This is a genomic window from Kitasatospora sp. NPDC086009, from assembly GCF_044540385.1.
GTDB lineage: Bacteria > Actinomycetota > Actinomycetes > Streptomycetales > Streptomycetaceae > Kitasatospora.
Genome location: NZ_JBITSA010000005.1, coordinates 85628 through 102287, shown reverse-complemented (window position 1 = coordinate 102287; position 16660 = coordinate 85628). Strand labels below are relative to the sequence as shown.

The window sequence follows — 16660 nt, the reverse complement described above, 5'->3', positions numbered from 1 at the left end:
TGCGCACACCTCCCACCGGATTGGGCTGACCGATGACCACCGAAACCGCGCCGCCGCGCATGCGGATCGTTCGCCACCCGCTGAAGTACCGCCTGCTGGAAGTCCGGCGGGTCACCCGGGTCACGCCCGGCACGGTGCGGGTCACCTTCGGCGGTCCCGACCTCGAAGGTTTCTGCGAGCAGGCCCCGACCGACCACGTGAAGCTCTGCTTCGCCGAGGACGGGGCCGCCCTGCCGGTCGCGCCGGTGGTCGAGAACGACACCTGGATGGACGCTCCGGTCGAGCCGATCACCCGCGACTACACCGTGCGCCACTACCGGCGGGCCGAGCAGGAGCTCGACATCGACATGGTGCTGCACGGCACCGGCGTCGGCTCCAGCTGGGCCGAGGCCGCCGAACCCGGCATGCGGCTGGGCGTCCTGGGCCCGCGCGGGTCGGAGGAGATCCCCTTCGTCCACGACTGGTACCTGCTCGCGGCCGAGGAGACCGCCATCCCGGCGCTCGGCCGCTGGCTGGAGATGCTCCCCGCCGGCGTCAAGGTGATCGCCTTCGCCGAGGTGCCCGGGCCCGAGCACGAGCAGGTCTTCGAGACCGCCACCGACGCGACCGTCACCTGGTTGCACCGCGGCGACGCCCCGGCCGGCAGCACCGACCTGCTGGAGCGGGCCGTCCGCGCGGCGCAGCTGCCGCCCGGCCTGGGCTTCGCCTGGGTCGCGGGTGAGGCCAACGCCCTCAAGCCGATCCGCCGTCACCTGCGGGCGGAGCGCGGCCTGGACCGCCACCAGGTCGACGTGGACGGCTACTGGAAGCGTGGCGTCGCCAACCACGACCACCACGAGGGCGAGCACGAGCACGCATGACGACCGCCACTGTGCCGCGCTCCGCGGCTCCCGCCGAGGCCGGGGCGAAGACCACCCCGCCCGGGCGGATCGGCACCGGCCGGCGGCTGGCCTGGCTCCTCGGAGCACTGGTGCTGCTGGCCCTGCTCGCCCTCGCGGGCATCGCGATCGGCGCCCGTTACATCCCGCCCGGCCAGGTCCTGCACGTCCTGTTCCACCACGAGCCCACGTCCGAGGACTGGATCGTGGTGCACCACGCGCGGATCCCGCGCACGCTGCTCGGCATCGCCGTCGGCGCCGCCCTCGGGGTCGCCGGCGCGATGATGCAGGCGCTCACCCGCAACCCGCTGGCCGACCCCGGCCTGCTCGGCGTCAACGGCGGCGCCGCCGCGGCCGTCGCGGCCGGGACGGCCCTGTTCGACCTGCGGAGCTTCCACTCCTACATCTGGTTCGCCCTGGCGGGCGCCGCCGTCGCGGCCCTGGTGGTGCAGATCCTCGGTGGCGGCGGCCGGGCCTCGGCGACCCCCGCGCGCCTCGCGCTGGCCGGAACCGCCGTCACCGCCGTGCTGACCGCCTTCGTCAACGGCCTGATCCTGCTCGATCCGCTGACCCTCAACCGGTTCCGGTTCTGGCAGGTCGGCACGCTGGCCGGCGTCGACTCCGCGGTGCTCGGCCAGGTGCTGCCGTTCCTGGCGGCCGGCGGAGCGCTCGCCCTGCTGCTGGGCCGTCCGCTGAACGCCCTCGCCCTCGGCGACGACGCCGGGCACGCGCTGGGCGCCCACCCGGCCCGCACCCGGGCGTTCAGCCTGGTCGCCGTCACGCTGCTGTGCGGCGCCGCCACCGCGGCGGTCGGCCCGATCGCCTTCGTCGGCCTGGCCGTTCCGCACCTCGCCCGCCACGTCTGCGGCCCGGACCAGCGCTGGATCATGCTGCTCTCGGCGGTCCTGGCCCCGGTGCTGCTGGTCGGCGCGGACGTCCTCGGCCGGGTGCTCCTGCACCCGGCGGAGCTCCAGGCCGGCGTGGTCACCGCCTTCATCGGCGCGCCGCTCTTCATCGCCCTCGTCCGCGGCCGAAGGATCGCCCACCTGTGAACAGCCCCCTGACGGTCCCCCGGGCCGCCCCACCCGTCGTGACCGGGCCGGACGGGCCCGCCGCCCGGCCCCCCGTCCCGCTGCGCGCGCTGCGGCTGCCCGGCGGGCGCTCGCTGCGCTGGCACCGGCGGGCGACGGTGGTCGGCGGGCTGCTGGTGCTCGCGCTGCTCGGCGTCTGCGCCTGGCTGCTGACGGCCGGTGACTACCCGCTGCCGGTCTCCGACGTGATCGACGTGCTCACCGGCGGCGGCGTCCGCGCGGACCGCTACATCGTCATGGAGGTGCGGCTGCCGCGGCTGCTGACCGCCCTGCTGGTGGGCGCCGCGCTCGGCCTGGCCGGCGCGCTCTTCCAGACGCTCGCCCGCAACCCGCTGGGCAGCCCGGACGTCATCGGCTTCACGGTCGGCTCGGCCACCGGGGCGCTGGCGGTCATCCTGGTGGTCGGCGGCAGCGCCGCCACCGTCGCCTTCGGCGCCGTGGCGGGCGGGCTGGTCACCGCGTTCCTGGTCTACCTGCTGGCCCGGCGCGGCGGCACCCAGGGCTACCGGCTGGTGCTGGTCGGCATCGGGGTCAGCTCGCTGCTCTCCTCGCTCAACGCCTACCTGATCGCCCGGGCCTCGTTCAGCGACGCGCAGAGCGCGGCGGTCTGGCTGACCGGCAGCCTCAACGCCCGGGGCTGGGAGCACTGCGGGCCGATGGCGCTCGCGCTGGCCGTCCTGCTGCCGGCGGCGGTGCTGCTCGGCCGCCCGCTGCGGATGCTGGAGATGGGCGACGACGCGGCCTCCTCGCTCGGGGTGCGCACCGAGCGGGTGCGGATCTGGCTGGTGCTGATCGGCGTCGCGCTGACGGCCGCCGCCACCGCCGCGGCCGGCCCGGTGCCGTTCGTGGCGCTGATCGCCCCGCAGGCCGTCCGCCGGCTGACCCGGGCCACCGGCCCCAACCTGGTGGGCTCCGCGCTGCTGGGCGCGGTGCTGCTGGCCGTCAGCGACCTGGCGGCGCAGCGCCTGCTCGCCCCCACCCAGCTGCCGGTCGGTGTGTTCACCGGCGTGGTGGGCGGCTGCTACCTGGTCTGGCTGATCGCCGGTCAGTGGCGGGCCTCGCGCGGCTGACCCCGCACAGCCGAAGTCCCCGGGTCCGATCACGGGCCCGGGGACTTCGGCTGTACGGCGGCGGTCTCAGCCCTCCAGCGTCCTGAGGAAGACCAGGGAGCGGCGGGCCGGGTCCAGCCGGTCGGCCCAGGCCCGCGGTGCGAGCGCGGCCGGGATCTCCTCGAAGCCGTAGCGGCGGAAGAGCGCTCCGCCGCCGGTGCTGGCGGTGACGAGGGTGCGCACCCCGTGCCGCCCGGCCTCGTCCAGCAGGGCGTCCAGGAGCTGCGAGCCGAGGCCCGCGCCGCGCAGGCCCTCGCGGACGCAGAAGTTGTGCACCAGCCCCGGGGCGGGGTGGGCCGGGAGCTCGGGGGCGAGCAGTCGCAGTGCCACGCAGCCGTCCGGTCCGGACGGGCCGTCGACCAGGAGGAAGCGGTCCTCCGGCGAGCGGTAGTCGGCCGGCCGGCGGCGGCGCAGCTCACCCGAGGCCATGGACGGCTCGGAGAGCGCGAAGAGCGCCGCCGCGTCGGCCGCCGTCGCCCGCCGTACCGGCAGGGTTTCGGTACCGGTGCGGCTCACCTGGTCCTCGACCGGTGTCCGGGTGCCATCGGGACCACCAGCGGGGTACCGGTCTGCGGGTCCTCGATCACCTGGCAGGGCAGGTCGAAGACCTTCTCGACCAGTTCGGCGGTGACGATCTCGCCGGGCGGGCCCTGGGCCACCACCGCGCCGTCCCGCATGGCGATCAGGTGACTGGCGTAGCGGGCGGCCTGGTTGAGGTCGTGGAGCACCGCGACGAGGGTGCGGTTCTGCTCCTCGTGCAGCCGGGCGCACAGGTCGAGGACCTCGACCTGGTGGGCGATGTCGAGGAAGGTGGTCGGCTCGTCGAGCAGCAGCAGCGGGGTCTGCTGGGCGATGGCCATCGCCAGCCAGACCCGCTGGCGCTGGCCGCCGGAGAGCTCGTCGACGAAGCGGGCGGCGAGGGTGTCGACGTTGGTGGCGGCCATCGACTCCGCGACCACCCGGTCGTCCTCCCTGGACCACTGCCGGAACAGCCCCTGGTGCGGGTAGCGCCCGCGGGAGACCAGGTCGGCCACGGTGATGCCGTCGGGCGCGGTGGAGCTCTGCGGGAGCAGGCCCAGCCGGCGGGCGAGTTCCTTCGAGGGCAGCGCGCTGATCTGCTCGCCGTCCAGCAGGACCCGGCCGGCGGCCGGCTTGAGCAGCCTGGCGAACGCCCGCAGCAGGGTGGACTTGCCGCAGGCGTTGGGGCCGACGATGACGGTGAAGGAGCCGTCCGGCACGCCGATCGACAGGTCGGTCGCGATGGCGCGGTCGCCGTAGCGCAGCGTCACGTGGTCGGCGTAGAGCCGCCCGGACTCCTCGGGCGCGGTCACGAGGCCTCCAGGAGCTGGTCGGTGGTCAGCACGACGGCGCACTTCTCGGCGGCCCAGCGCAGGCCCTCCAGGTGCTTCTCGGCGGAGAAGTCGGCGGTGGCGTCGGCCACCACGAAGGCCTGGATGTCGCGGCTCCAGGCGTCGGCCGCCGTCATCAGCACGCCGATGTGGGCGTAGACGCCGACCAGCACCAGTTGGTCGCGGCCGGACCGGGCCAGGATGTCGGCCAGTTCGGTGCGGGCGAAGGCGCTGTACTTCCACTTGAGCAGCAGGGTGTCGCCCTCGGCCGGGGCGACCGCCTCCGGGACGGCCTGCGCCCACGCGTCGGCGGGCAACCCGGGCCCCCAGAAGTCCAGTTGGAGGCCGCGCTGCTCGGGGGTCTGCCCACCGCGCTGGTGCGAGTAGACGACGGGCACGCCGTTCCCGCGGGCGTACTCCAGGACCTGGGCGGTCCGGGCGAGGGCCGGGGCCAGCGGCGGGCCCTCGGCGGGGAACGCGGACAGGAAGTAGTTCTGCAGGTCGTGGACGAGCAGGACGGCCCGGGCGGGGTCGACCCGCCACGGGACCTTGGGCGCGGGGAGCTGGTCGACCCGCGGGGGATCGTACGGGGCGATGGTGGGCAGAGCCATGGTGTCTGGACTTGCTCTCTTCCGGGGCGGAGCGTCAGGAGGTGGTGGTGCGGAGGTCCTTCTTGCTGACCTTGCCGATGCCGGTCTGCGGGAACTCGGTCACGAACTCGACCAGGTCGGGCACCTTGTAGTCGGCCAGGCCGCGGGCGCGCACGAAGGCCTTCAGCTCGACGACGCGCGGGCGGGGCGCCTCGGGGCGCAGGATCACGTAGGCCCGGCTGCGTTCGCCGAGGTGCTCGTCGGGCACGGCGACCACGGACACGTCGTGGACGGCCGGGTGGGCGAGCAGCACGTTCTCGACCTCCTCGGCGGCGACCTTCTCGCCGCCCCGGTTGATCTGGTCCTTGGCCCGGCCCTCGACCACCAGGTGGCCGGTGGCGGTCCGGCGGACCAGGTCGCCGGTGCGGTAGAAGCCGTCCCCGGTGAAGGCGGTGGCGTTGTGCCCGGGCGCGTTCCAGTAGCCGCGGATGGTGTACGGGCCGCGGGTGAGCAGGTGGCCGGTGGCGCCGTCGGGCAGGTCGCGGTCCTCGTCGTCGACCACCCGCACCTCGTCGTCGGGGGAGATCGGACGGCCCTGGGTGGTCAGCACGGTGTCCTGCGGGTCCTCGGGCCGGGTGTAGTTCACCAGGCCCTCGGCCATGCCGAAGACCTGCTGGAGGGCGCAGCCGAGCGCGGGACCGAGCCGGCGGGCGGCCTCCTCGCTGAGCTTGGCCCCGCCCACCTGGAGCAGGCGCAGACTGGAGAGGTCCCGGCCGGCGCCGGGCGCCGCGTTGGCCCAGGCGAGGGCGAGCGGCGGGACGACGCCGGTCAGCGTGACCCGCTCGCTCTCGATCAGCGCCAGCGCGGTGGCCGGGCTGGGCTCGGGGGCGAGGACCACCCGGCCGCCGGCGTGGAAGACGCCGAGGCTGCCGGGGGAGCTGAGCGGGAAGTTGTGCGCGGCGGGCAGCGCGCAGAGGTAGACGGTCTCCGCGCTCAGCTCGCAGATCGCGGCGGACTCGCGGACGCTGTACAGGTAGTCGAAGTGGTAGCGGGGGATCAGCTTGGGCAGACCGGTGCTGCCGCCGGAGAGCTGGAGGAAGGCCAGGTCGGTGGCGGCGGGAGGGTCCTGGACCGGGGCGGGCTCGTCGGCGCGCAGGTCGTCCAGCGAGGTGTAGGGCCCCGGGTCGCCGGCCACGAAGACCTCGGCGAGGGCGGGCACCGCCGCGGTGACCCGGCCGGCCATCTCCCGGTAGTCGAAGCCGGCGTGCCGGTCGGCCACGATCAGCGCGCGGGCCCCGGCGAACTCGCAGAAGTAGGAGATCTCGGCGTGCCGGTGGGCGGGCAGCGCCATCACCGGCACCACCCCGGCGCGCAGCGCGCCGATGAACACCTCGTAGAACTCGGCCACGTTGGGGAGCTGGAGGACGATCCGCTCGCCCCGGCGGATGCCCCGGGCCAGCAGCCCGGTGGCCATCCGGTCGGCCCGCCGGTCGAGTTCGGCGTAGCTCCACCGACGCTCCCCGTCGACGACCGCGATCTGCCCCGGCCGCTCGGCGGCGTGCCGGCGGACCATCTCGTCGAGCAGTTCGTCGGTCCAGTAGCCGGCCGCCCGGTAGCGGCGGACGTACTCCTCGGGCCAGTCGGTCACTTGTCGTCTCCCAGTCCGGCGGCGTGGAGAAAGGTGCGGAACTTCGCGCTGGTCTCAGCGAGTTCGTGCTCCGGCACGGAGCCCGAGACGACGCCGGCGCCGGCGAACAGCCGCAGGCCGTCCCCGTCGGCCTCCGCGCAGCGGAGTGTGACGACCCATTCGCCGTCGCCGTCGGCGTCCCCCCAGCCGACCACCCCGGTGTAGAATCCGCGGTCGAAGGGCTCCAGCGTACCGATCAGCGCGCGGGCCCGGTCGGTCGGCGTCCCGCAGACCGCCGGCGTGGGGTGCAGGTCGAGCGCGAGGTCGAGCGCGCTGGTGGCGGGGTCGCGCAGGGTGCCGGTGACGACCGTGGACAGGTGCCACATCGCGGCGGTGCGGATCACCGACGGCCGTTCGGGCACGACCAGGTCGTAGCAGTGGGGTTCGAGCGCGCGCCGGACGGCGTCCACCACGAAGGCGTGCTCCGCGAGGTCCTTCGGGGACTCCAGCAGGGTGGCGGCGCGCCGCCGGTCCTCGACCGGGTCGTCGCTGCGCGCGGCCGAGCCGGCCAGCGGGTTGGAGGTGACGGCGGTGCCGCGCCGGGAGACCAGCAGCTCGGGGCTGGCGCCGACCAGGGTCGCGCTGCCCTGGCCGGGGACGGCGAAGGTGTAGCCGTGCGGGTCACGGTGGATCAGCCGGCGGAGCATGGCCGGGAGGTCGGCGCCGCCGGGGGTGGACAGCTCCAGGGTCCGGGCGAGGACGACCTTGCTGAGTTCGCCGTCCGCGGCGAGGATCCGGACGGCGTCGGCGACGGCGTCCCGGTAGCCCTCGGGGGCCGGGACGGCACGGCTGGTCCAGACCGGGCCGGTGCGGTCGCCGGGCGCGAGCCGCAGCAGCGGGTCGTCGTGGACCGGCTGGGCCCACTGGGTCCGGTCGGGTATGAAGAGCGCGGCCGGGCGGCCGGGGGCGAAGGGGACGGCGCCGACCACGAGCGGGTCGGGCCGCTCCGGGGTGCGCGCCTCCCGCAGCAGGCGGGTGGCCTCGGCGGGATCTGGGACGGCCGCCCGGCTGCCCGTGGCGAGCAGCGTCCGTCTCGGACCGGCGAAGAACGCCCGGTCTGGCCCCGGGCGGTAGGCGGCCAGCAGGGCACCGCCGACGCGGTGGTCCGCGGTGGTGCCGCCGGTCTCGTTCACTGTGGTCATGCTGCTCCGTTCGGAAAGGCGGGATCGGCTCTGCCCGGTGGATCGTCCGACCGGTGGATCGAGTGCGGGGGAGAGGACGGCTCAGGCGCGCAGGGTGGCGCCGCCGTCGACGTAGAGGTCCTGCATGGTGATGTGCCGGGCCCGGTCGCCGGCCAGGAACACCACGGCCTCGGCGATGTCCTCGGGGTCGGCGATCCGGCCGAGGGGTATCCCGACCCGGTAGCTGGCCGGGTCGCCGTCGATGACGCGCTGTTCGGCGGCGTCGTCGCGCCACAGGGAGCGCTGCATCTCGGTGTCGGTCGAGCCGGGGGAGACCAGGTTGCAGCGGACGCCCGACCGGGCGAGCTCCAGGCCGAGGCAGCGGACGAACATCGCGGTGGCGGCCTTGGAGGCGGCGTAGGCGGCCATCGTGGTGCGCGGCACCCCGGCGGCGTTGGAGCCGACGGTGACGATGCTGCCGGCGCCGCGCTCGGCCATCCGGCGTCCGACCGCCCGGCAGGTGTGGAACACCCCCGTGGTGTTGACGGCGAAGGTGGCCGCCCAGTCCTCGTCGGTGGTCTCCACGGCGAGGGCCGGGCGCAGGATCCCGGCGACGTTGACCAGGATGTCGATCGGGCCGACCGTGCGCTCCACGCGCTCGACCTCGGCCTCGACGGCGTCGGCGTCGGTGACGTCCAGCAGGCCGAGCCCGGGGCCGTCGGCCCGCCGGTCGGTGGCCACGACGTGGGCCCCGCGCTCGGTGAGCAGTCGGGCGACCGCGGCGCCGATGCCCTGGGCCGCGCCGGTGACGAGCGCGACGCGCCCGTCGAACTCCGCGGTGCGGTCGGGGCCGGCCGAGGCCCGGACTCCCGTGTCGGTGGCGGGCGGAGCGGGGACGTCCACGGGGGAAGTCGGCATGAGAGATCTCCGGGAGCGGGCAGGTCGGTCGAATGGGCTGAGCACAACAGTTCGGTAAGGCTAGCCTAACCATGTTTCCCGGGGGCGACCAGGGTGGGTGTGCCCCGGAATGCGAGCGGTGCCGGGGTGCGGCTCGGGACGCCTCGCCCGGCGCGCCCTGCGCAGGTCGTGGTGCGCGGCTCGCCCTGAAGCCCCCGCCGGGCTCGCTGTCCCGGATTCCCCCAACACTCCTTCGATCGCCGAGGAATCCTTGACGTGACTTCATAAGTGAGGCAAGGCTAACCTTATGTCGATCGATCCCGGGTCACGGGCCTGCCGGGGTGGCCGAGCCCTTCCCGCGCCCCCGTGCGGACGCGCGCACGCCGATCGGCTGCTCCCCGGCGGCGGGTCCCACGACCCGCCGGCCGTGGCCGACCTCCCGGCCGGCGGCGGCTAGCCCCGCATGTGCAACGGCTCCCGCCCGGGCCCGTGTCCCGGTGAAGATTGGTTGACCGGATGAATCCCTCCGCACCAGGGCTGCTGACACTGAGCAGCTTTCTCATGTCCCGCACCGGCCAGGCCGCCCGTCGACGCCTCGCGACCCAGGCGGAGCGCCGCGGGCTCCGGCTCTGGCACGTGATGGTGCTCTGCGCGCTGGAGGAGGAGGGCAGCCACTCCAAGGGCGAGCTGGCCGCCCGGCTGGAGATCGGCTCCAGTGACGTGATCAAGGTGGTCGACGAGCTGGTCGTCGCCGGGTACGTCACGTGCACCCGCTCCTCGGCCGACCGCCGGCGGGTGCACGTCGACCTCACCGCGCCGGGCCGGTCGGCGGCGGCCGGGATCAACTCGGACCTGGCCGCCGCCGACGACGAAGTCCTCGCCCCGCTCTCCGGCGAGGAGCGCCTCCGGCTGTTCGACATGCTGAACCGGCTGAACGGCCACCTGGGGCAGGCCGAGGCCGGGCCCGACCGGCCCGCACCCCGGCCCGCGCCCCGGCCCGAACCTCGGCCGGTCCGCGGGCACGGCCGGTGAGGTGCCGGCCCGTCAGCAGCTGCACCCCCACTCGGGCGCCCGGGGCGTGTCGGGAAGCGCGGTGGCGCGGAGCGCCCCGGCGGGCGCGGGGTGGACGGTGCGGCCGGCCTTGATGGTCTCGACGACGGTGATGTCCTTGATCTCCTCGGGGTCGACGGCCAGCGGGCTGGCGCTGAGGATCACCAGGTCCGCGAGCTTGCCGACCTCGATGGTGCCCTTGCGGTCCTCCTCGAAGTACTGGCGGGCCGCGTTGACGGTGATCGCGCGCACGGCGTCCAGGGCGTCGACGCACTGCTCGGGGCCGACCACCACGCCCTCGGTCCGGCTGCGCCGGGTCACCTGGCTGGACAGGATGGCGATCGAGTTGGGCAGCGCCACCGGGGCGTCGTGGTGCGAGGTGTAGGCGAGGCCCTCGTCCAGCGCCCAGCGGGCCGGCGAGATGGTCGCGGCCCGCTCCTCCCCGAGGACGGTGCCCCGGTACCAGTCGCCCCAGTAGTAGGTGTGCATGGAGAAGAAGGACGGGATGACGCCCAGCCGGGCGAACTCCCGGACCTGGTCCCGGCGGGCGGTCTGCGCGTGGATCGCCACCGTCCGCCGGTCGGCGGGGCCGGTCAGCTCGGTGGCGCCCTCGACCGCCCTGAGGAACTGGTCGATCGCGGCGTCCCCGTTGACGTGGGCGAGGACCTGCCAGCCCCGGGCGTAGGCGGTGCCGACCTGCTTCAGGACGGTGCTGTCGTCCTCGATCGCGGGGTAGCCGCGGTAGTCGTCGGGCAGTCCGGCCGGCGGGGTCAGGTACGGCTCGGTGAGCCAGGCGGTGCGGCCCTGCGGCGAGCCGTCCAGGACCAGCTTCACACCGGCCGCGCGCACCCCGTCGACGTACTCCCGGCTCGCGCCGACCGGGTCGTCCTCCGGGGCGTCGGCGAGCAGGTCGGCCTTGACGTAGGCGACCACGTCGATCTTGAACGGCACGGCGGCGGCGGTGTCCCGCAGCGCCTTGAGGTTGGCCGGGCTGGTACCGCCCTCCTGCACGGTGGTGAAGCCGAACCGCGCCGCCGACTCCGCGCCCTCGATGAACAGGGCCAGCAGCGCGGCCTCGGGCAGGCCCGCCATCGCCAGCTCCGAGGCGGGATTGAAGGCCTTCTCCTCCAGCACCCCGTCGGGCTCGCCGTAGGAGGGCGGTACCGCGAGCTCCCGGCGGCGGATGACCCCGCCCTCCGGGTCCGGCGTGGCGGCGCCGTACCCCAGCCGTTCCAGGCCCAGGCTGTTCACCGCGCCCAGGTGGAAGGACTGGTGGATGGCCAGCACCGGGCGGCTGGTGGAGACTTCGTCGAGGTCGTCACGGGTCGGGTGGACGCCCTCGGCGAGCATCGCGTCGTCGTAGCCGAAGCCGATGATCCAGTCGGAGTCCCGGCCCACCGGGCCCTCCGCCCAGGCCCGCAGCTTCTCCTTCAGCGTGGCGAGGCCGGCGACGTCCCCGTCGGGCGCGGCCAGCAGGTCGGCGATGGTCGCCTGCAGCCCGATCCCGCCGAGGTGCCCGTGCGCGTCGACGAACCCCGGCAGCAGCGCCCGTCCCGCGAGGTCGCGCAGCCGCGTCCGAGGCCCCCGCCAGCCGTCGACCGCTTCGTCGAGGCCGCCGACGAAGACGATGAGCCCGTCCTTGACCGCGACGGCCTCCGGCGCCGGCCCTTCGGCGACGGTCACGATGTCGCCGCCGTGGAAGATGAGGTCGGCCTGCTCGGCCATGCTGCTGCCCCTTGGGTGGGATGCGAATGGTGACCGGGCCACTACCCCACGTGATTGTTCGTCAACCCTCCACCGGACCGCGCCCCGCGCCCCTGCGGCGAGCCGCTCGACCCCGGCACGATCGCCCCGTGCCGGGCGGGGAACGGCCCGATCGCGCACCTCGCGGTCCGGGCCGACCACGCGGTCTGCCGGGCCCTTCGGCACGGGGAAGCCCGGGTGCCGACCCGCCCGCCCGGCGGCGCTCTTGTCAGGAACCCGGGACCGGCGTGGACGGGAGGCCCGCACCGTCGAGTCCTGAGCCACGGGCCGCCCGGTCGGTGGCCGTCCGCTGCCCGGGCCGCCCGGAGTGCCGGGCGCCCGGCATGTGCGCGGACCCGCGGCGCACTGGCATGATCGCCGCATGGCAGAACGCATCATCGGCGCTTGTGACGGCGCTTCGAAGGGCAACCCCGGTCCGGCCGCCTGGGCCTGGGTCATCGCCGACGCCGACGGCCGGCCGCAGCGCTGGGAGGCCGGGCCGCTCGGCCGCGCGACCAACAACGTCGCCGAACTGACCGCGCTGAAGGAGCTGCTGGGCGCGGTCCGGCCGGGAGTGCCGCTGGAGGTCCGGATGGACTCCCAGTACGCGATGAAGGCGGTCACCCAGTGGCTGCCCGGCTGGCGCCGGAAGGGCTGGAAGACCGCCGCCGGGACACCGGTCGCCAACAAGGACCTGATCGTGGCGATCGACGCGCTGCTGGCCGGGCGCGACGTCGAGTTCGTCTACGTCCCCGCGCACCAGGTCGACGGCGATCCGCTGAACGCCGTCGCCGACCGGGCGGCGAGCGACGCGGCGGTGGCCCAGCAGCCGGCGAGCGGCACCTCCGTCGACGCGCCGCTGCCCGCCCCCCGCGCGGACGCCGCACCGTCGGCCGGGTCCCGGCAGGCCGGGGCCCCGGCCGCCAAGCGGACCGGCGGCCGGGCGGGCGCCAAGTCCGCCGGGGGCCGGACCAAGGCCAAGTTCTCCGGCTCCTGCCGCTGCGGCCGTCCGTACGCCGTCGGCGACCCGATCGCCAAGAACCCGGACGGCTGGGGCCACCCCGACTGCGCCCAGGCCGCCGAGGCCGGCACCCGCTCCACCTGAGCCGTCCCGGTCCGCCCGGCCTGCCCGGGTGGACCGCCGGCCGGGCGGTCAGCCCCGGTCCGACCCCTTGCGGGAGTTCAGCAGCAGCGGTAGCAGCGAGAGCACCACGACGCCGCCCACCAGCAGCCACAGGTAGCTCTCGATCCCTGGGACGGCGGCGCCCAGCCAGTACCCCAGCAGCACCAGGCTCTGCGACCAGAGCACACCGCCGACGATCTGCCACACGGTGAAGGTCCGGGTGGGCACGTCCAGCATGCCCGCCAGCGGACTGAGCACCGTTCGGACCAGCGGCACGAAGCGGCCCAGGACGATCGCCTTCCGGTACCCGTAGCGGCGCAGCAGCGCCTCCCCCCGGGCCGCCGCCGACTTCAGCCGCCCGCTACGGCTGCGGGCCAGCGCCGGCCGGCCGCCGTGGCGCCCGAGCAGGAAGCCCACCTGGGCCCCGGCCACCGCCCCCACCGCGGCGCAGAGCATCACCTGCCAGAGCGACAGGTGGGGCCCGGAGCGGCTGCCGGCGGCGCAGAGCACCCCGGCGGGCAGCAGCAGGGTGTCACCGGGGAGGAAGAACCCCACCACCAGCAGTCCCGACTCGGCGAACACCACCACCAGCACGGCCAGCGCGCCGAAGGCGGCGAGCAGGGAGTCCCCGCTCGTCGGGTCGACGGCCAGCGGCACGCCGCTCACCCGGTCCCGGCCGCGGCCGTCCGACGGTCCGGGTGTCGTCCTGCGGGAGAACTGGGCACGTGGTGAACCGTACTCGCGCGCCCGCGCCACCCGCCACAGCAAGCGGTGCGCGGCCCGGCGGGGCCCGCCGTCCGGCCGCCGCCGGCGAGGGTGAGTTGCCCGCCTGTGCACCGGGCCGACACGCGCGGGACGCCCGGAGGTCACGCGGATCGAGTGGGATCGGCCCGGCTCTCCCGTTCCCGAGCGACCCCTGGACCCCCCCATGCGACGCACCCTCACCTCCACCGTGGCGCTGGCCGCTTCCGCGCTGCTGTCCCTGGCCGTGGCCGTCCCCGCCCAGGCGCACGGCGGCCCGGCGGCGGGCCCGGCCTTCGGTACGCCGGCCGGCGCCACTACCAAGGCGCCCTACCGGCCGCTGCAGAGCGTCCGGAGCCTGCAGCAGGCACCGGACGGCTACACCGCGGTCTTCACCCAGACCGTCTCCCGGCACGGCGCCCGCGCGCTCAGCGACAGCGAGGACGGCGACCTCCTGGTGAAGCTCTGGCAGCAGGCCGCCGACGAGGGTGCGCTGACCCGGGTGGGCAAGGGCTTCGGCCCGGACGTGCGGGCGCTGCTGGACGCCAACGCGAAGGTGGGCTACGGGGCGCTGACCGGGCAGGGCCGGCGGGCGCTCCAGGACACGGCCGAGCGGATGGAGCAGCGGCTCCCCGGCCTCTTCCGGCGGATCGCCGCCGGGGCCGACAACCCGGCGGGCCCGGACCGGATCGACGTGGTCAGCTCCGGCCAGCCCCGGGCGGTCGACTCGGGCACCGAGTTCACCAAGGGCCTGCTGGCGGGCGAGCCGGCGCTGGCGAAGGCCGTCGACCCGGCCCGGACCGACACCGACCTGCTCTACTTCCACAAGTCCGCCGTGAACAAGGACTACACCGACTACGTCAAGAAGGACCCGCGGCTGGCGGCCACCCTCGCGGCGGTCCGGGACCAGCCGCGCAGCCACCGGGCGGCCCGGAAGGTGCTGGAGCGGATCTTCACCGGGCCGTTCGTCGACCGCCTCGCGGCCGGCGGCTACCCCTTCGCCGGGAACGAGGTCGACGCGGCCCAGGCCGTCTTCCACCTGTACAGCGTCACCGCCGACCTCACCGACGAGGGCGACTGGCACCTGGGCCGCTACATCGGCTCCGAGGAGGCCGCCTGGTTCGGCTACCTCGACAACGCCGAGGAGTACTACACCAAGGGCCCGGGCTTCGCCGGTCAGGACATCACCTACAAGATGGCCGGAGTGCTCCTCGACGACCTGTTCCGCAAGGCCGAGAACCGCCAAGCGGGCACCGGCGGTCCGGCCGCCGAGCTGCGCTTCACCCATGCCGAGGAGATCATCCCGCTCGCCGCGCTGATGCGGCTGCCCGGCAGCACGACCCAGGTCACCGAGGCGTCCCCGTACACCTACGCGAGCAACGCCTGGCGCGGCGCGACGGTGGCCCCGATGGGCGCGAACATCCAGTGGGACCTCTTCCGCAAGGGCGACGACTACCTGGTCCGGATGCTCTACAACGAGCAGCAGACCGCCTTCCGGCCGGGCTGCGCGCCGGTCTCGAAGGGCAGCTACTTCTACGACCTGGACGAGCTGGAGCGCTGCTTCGGCCGGACCGCGTAGCGGACGGGGCACCGGGCGGCCGGTGGCCGCGGTCCCGGTGGCACGGAGGGTCAGCCCCGTGTGCTGTACTACGCGTTCACCGATTCCCCACAGCCCCTCAGGAGTGACCCGCCGGATGAGTGCCACCTGCCCGCAGTGCGAGGCGTCCGACCGGTCCGTCCCGGTGTCGCGGGCCCTCGCGGACACCACGGAGCCGCTTGAGGAGCCGGTTCGCGCGCTGCTCGCCCCGCCGCCCGAGCCGAAGCCGGCCCGGGAGCTGAGCGGCGGCGCGATCGCGCTGTCCGCCCTGGCGGCGATCTTCGCCGTGGTCGGGATCCTCTCGCTGGTCCGCGACCGGGAGGACCTCTCCGGGTACGACGCGGCCTACCGGGCGGGCTACCTGGCCGGTCCGTTCATCCTCCCGCTGATCCTGCTGGGGGCCGCCGCGATCGTGGAGCTCGTCGCGCGCTCCCGCCGCCGGCCCGGCTCCGGGTCGCCCGAGGAGGAGGCGCACCGGCAACCGCACGCCCGGGTGTGGCAGGCCGGGTGGCTGTGCCGGCGGTGCCGGGTCGCGTTCTTCCCCGAGGCGTCGATCCGCCCGGGATTCCCCGCCTCGCCGGCGATCCCGCTGGAGCAGTTCCCGCACTGGGTGATGACCGCCGCCGAGCGGGCCTTCGGCGCGCAGGCCCGGCCCGTGGCCGGCTGACACCGTCCGGGCGGGTCCTCCGCCGGCGCCCGGTACGGCCGGTGGCGGCGCCGGGGCCGGGGGAGGAGGATGGCCACGCCGAGGAGGTGTGGCCGAGTGGCGGACGAACAGGGCATCCCTACGGGCGCGGTGAGCGGCGCGGTGGGGTCCGGCGACGGCCCGGCGCTGCGCCTGGAGGAGGTCGCGCGGGAGGGGCCGGGCACCCGGCGACCCGCGCTGAGCGTGGCCGACGCCCGTACCGGGCGCAGCACCGGGATCCCGCCCGGGCGGCGGATGCTGCTGCGGGTCGGTGTCCGGCTGGGCTGTGCCGGCGGCCGGATCGGGGCGGGGGACCTGCGGGCCGCGCTGGTCGGTGACGTCCTGCAGAGGGTCGCCGAGATCGAGGGCCTCCAGGTGGTGCGGGTCCTCGCCGTGGCGGAGGGCGCCGCCGCCGACTTCGGGCGCGCCGCCGCCGCTGTCGGTGTCCACCCGCCGGTCGCCGTCGTCGCCTCCGGTGATCCGGACGGTCCGCTGGGCGGCCCGCCGGACGTCCAGGTCCTGGCGGCGGACGCCGAGCGGGCGGGCGCGGCGGGCGTCTGGCTCGAGGTCGGTCCCGCCGGGCCGGACCGGGGCGGCGAGCTGGCGGCCGGTCTCGGCTCCGGCGCCGTCGACGCCTCCGCGCTGCGGCTGGCCCTGCTCGCCCGCCCGTACGGCGAGCCGGTCGTGGCGGGTCCGCGTGAGCTGGCCGAGGCGGCGGGCACGCTGCGGGACTGGCGGCGGCAGGTCGCCGACTGGGCCTGGGGGCCCTCGAAGCCCGTGCCGGACGAGATCCGGCGGGAGGCCGCGGCCGCGTTCACGGGGGACCTCGACACCCCTGCGGTGCTGGCCCTGCTGCACCGCGTCGGGGTGGCCCCGGGGCTCGCGGACGGGGCCCGCTTCGAGACCTTCGCCGCCCTGGACCGGGTGCTGGGGCTGGAACTCACCCGCGACGTCGGCCGCCACTGACCGGTCCGCCCTCCCGCCACCGACGCGCCGTCA

General features: G+C 75.4%; 16 protein-coding genes. 8 read left to right on the top strand and 8 right to left on the bottom strand.

Annotation, left to right across the window (positions count from 1 at the left end):
* Window positions 1-32 precede the first annotated feature (32 nt).
* From ACIF6L_RS15040 to ACIF6L_RS15030, 3 genes are read left to right on the top strand one after another with little or no spacing between them, the layout of a single operon-like run.
* Entirely contained in the window at window positions 33-860 is an 828-nt protein-coding gene (locus ACIF6L_RS15040) for a siderophore-interacting protein (RefSeq protein ID WP_359810252.1), read from the top strand.
* Entirely contained in the window at window positions 857-1930 is a 1074-nt protein-coding gene (locus ACIF6L_RS15035) for a FecCD family ABC transporter permease (RefSeq protein ID WP_396487258.1), read from the top strand. The genes ACIF6L_RS15040 and ACIF6L_RS15035 overlap by 4 nt, the downstream gene beginning before the upstream one ends.
* Before the next feature lie 38 nt (window positions 1931-1968).
* On the top strand, window positions 1969-3039 hold the full coding sequence (locus ACIF6L_RS15030; RefSeq protein ID WP_396487673.1) for a FecCD family ABC transporter permease: 1071 nt from the start codon (window positions 1969-1971) through the stop codon (window positions 3037-3039).
* A 66-nt stretch (window positions 3040-3105) separates the two neighbouring features.
* On the opposite strand, the gene ACIF6L_RS15025 is transcribed toward ACIF6L_RS15030, so the two are convergent.
* From ACIF6L_RS15025 to dhbA, 6 genes are all read right to left on the bottom strand, one after another.
* Window positions 3106-3594 (bottom strand): GNAT family N-acetyltransferase, encoded by a 489-nt coding sequence (locus ACIF6L_RS15025; RefSeq protein ID WP_396487256.1) that lies wholly within the window; start codon window positions 3592-3594, stop codon window positions 3106-3108.
* Window positions 3591-4409: an ABC transporter ATP-binding protein gene (locus tag ACIF6L_RS15020; RefSeq protein WP_329491527.1), complete on the bottom strand. Its 819-nt coding sequence runs from the start codon at window positions 4407-4409 to the stop codon at window positions 3591-3593. The genes ACIF6L_RS15025 and ACIF6L_RS15020 overlap by 4 nt, the downstream gene beginning before the upstream one ends.
* Window positions 4406-5038, bottom strand: a complete 633-nt coding sequence (locus ACIF6L_RS15015; RefSeq protein WP_329491528.1) for an isochorismatase family protein — start codon at window positions 5036-5038, stop codon at window positions 4406-4408. The genes ACIF6L_RS15020 and ACIF6L_RS15015 overlap by 4 nt, the downstream gene beginning before the upstream one ends.
* 34 nt (window positions 5039-5072) lie before the next feature.
* Window positions 5073-6665 carry a (2,3-dihydroxybenzoyl)adenylate synthase gene (locus ACIF6L_RS15010; protein WP_396487253.1) on the bottom strand — a complete coding sequence of 531 codons (1593 nt, stop codon included), beginning with the start codon at window positions 6663-6665 and terminating at the stop codon, window positions 5073-5075.
* Window positions 6662-7846 (bottom strand): isochorismate synthase, encoded by a 1185-nt coding sequence (locus ACIF6L_RS15005; protein WP_396487251.1) that lies wholly within the window; start codon window positions 7844-7846, stop codon window positions 6662-6664. Before ACIF6L_RS15005 ends, ACIF6L_RS15010 begins: the two co-directional genes overlap by 4 nt.
* An 81-nt stretch (window positions 7847-7927) precedes the next feature.
* Window positions 7928-8743 (bottom strand): 2,3-dihydro-2,3-dihydroxybenzoate dehydrogenase, encoded by an 816-nt coding sequence (gene dhbA / locus ACIF6L_RS15000; protein ID WP_396487249.1) that lies wholly within the window; start codon window positions 8741-8743, stop codon window positions 7928-7930.
* Window positions 8744-9283: 540 nt separating this feature from the next.
* Here dhbA and ACIF6L_RS14995 point away from each other — a divergent pair.
* Entirely contained in the window at window positions 9284-9754 is a 471-nt protein-coding gene (locus ACIF6L_RS14995; RefSeq protein ID WP_396487248.1) for a MarR family winged helix-turn-helix transcriptional regulator, read from the top strand.
* Window positions 9755-9766: 12 nt separating this feature from the next.
* Here ACIF6L_RS14995 and ACIF6L_RS14990 read toward each other — a convergent pair whose 3' ends face one another.
* Window positions 9767-11497 (bottom strand): amidohydrolase, encoded by a 1731-nt coding sequence (locus ACIF6L_RS14990; RefSeq protein WP_396487246.1) that lies wholly within the window; start codon window positions 11495-11497, stop codon window positions 9767-9769.
* A 400-nt stretch (window positions 11498-11897) separates the two neighbouring features.
* Between ACIF6L_RS14990 and ACIF6L_RS14985 the strand changes: the two genes are divergently transcribed.
* Window positions 11898-12620 (top strand): ribonuclease H, encoded by a 723-nt coding sequence (locus ACIF6L_RS14985; RefSeq protein WP_396487244.1) that lies wholly within the window; start codon window positions 11898-11900, stop codon window positions 12618-12620.
* A 48-nt stretch (window positions 12621-12668) separates the two neighbouring features.
* On the opposite strand, the gene ACIF6L_RS14980 is transcribed toward ACIF6L_RS14985, so the two are convergent.
* Complete coding sequence (locus ACIF6L_RS14980; protein ID WP_329491535.1) at window positions 12669-13295, bottom strand: DedA family protein; 627 nt, start codon at window positions 13293-13295, stop codon at window positions 12669-12671.
* A 271-nt stretch (window positions 13296-13566) separates the two neighbouring features.
* Here ACIF6L_RS14980 and ACIF6L_RS14975 point away from each other — a divergent pair, with 271 nt between their 5' ends.
* The 3 genes from ACIF6L_RS14975 (at window position 13567) to ACIF6L_RS14965 (ending at window position 16627) form a co-directional block, all read left to right on the top strand.
* Window positions 13567-14958 (top strand): histidine-type phosphatase, encoded by a 1392-nt coding sequence (locus tag ACIF6L_RS14975; RefSeq protein WP_396487242.1) that lies wholly within the window; start codon window positions 13567-13569, stop codon window positions 14956-14958.
* Window positions 14959-15073: 115 nt separating this feature from the next.
* Window positions 15074-15643, top strand: a complete 570-nt coding sequence (locus tag ACIF6L_RS14970; RefSeq protein ID WP_396487240.1) for a hypothetical protein — start codon at window positions 15074-15076, stop codon at window positions 15641-15643.
* A 96-nt stretch (window positions 15644-15739) separates the two neighbouring features.
* The gene (locus ACIF6L_RS14965; RefSeq protein WP_396487238.1) at window positions 15740-16627 is read left to right on the top strand and encodes a hypothetical protein; all 888 of its coding nucleotides are present in this window, start codon (window positions 15740-15742) and stop codon (window positions 16625-16627) included.
* The last annotated feature ends 33 nt before the right edge of the window (window positions 16628-16660 follow it).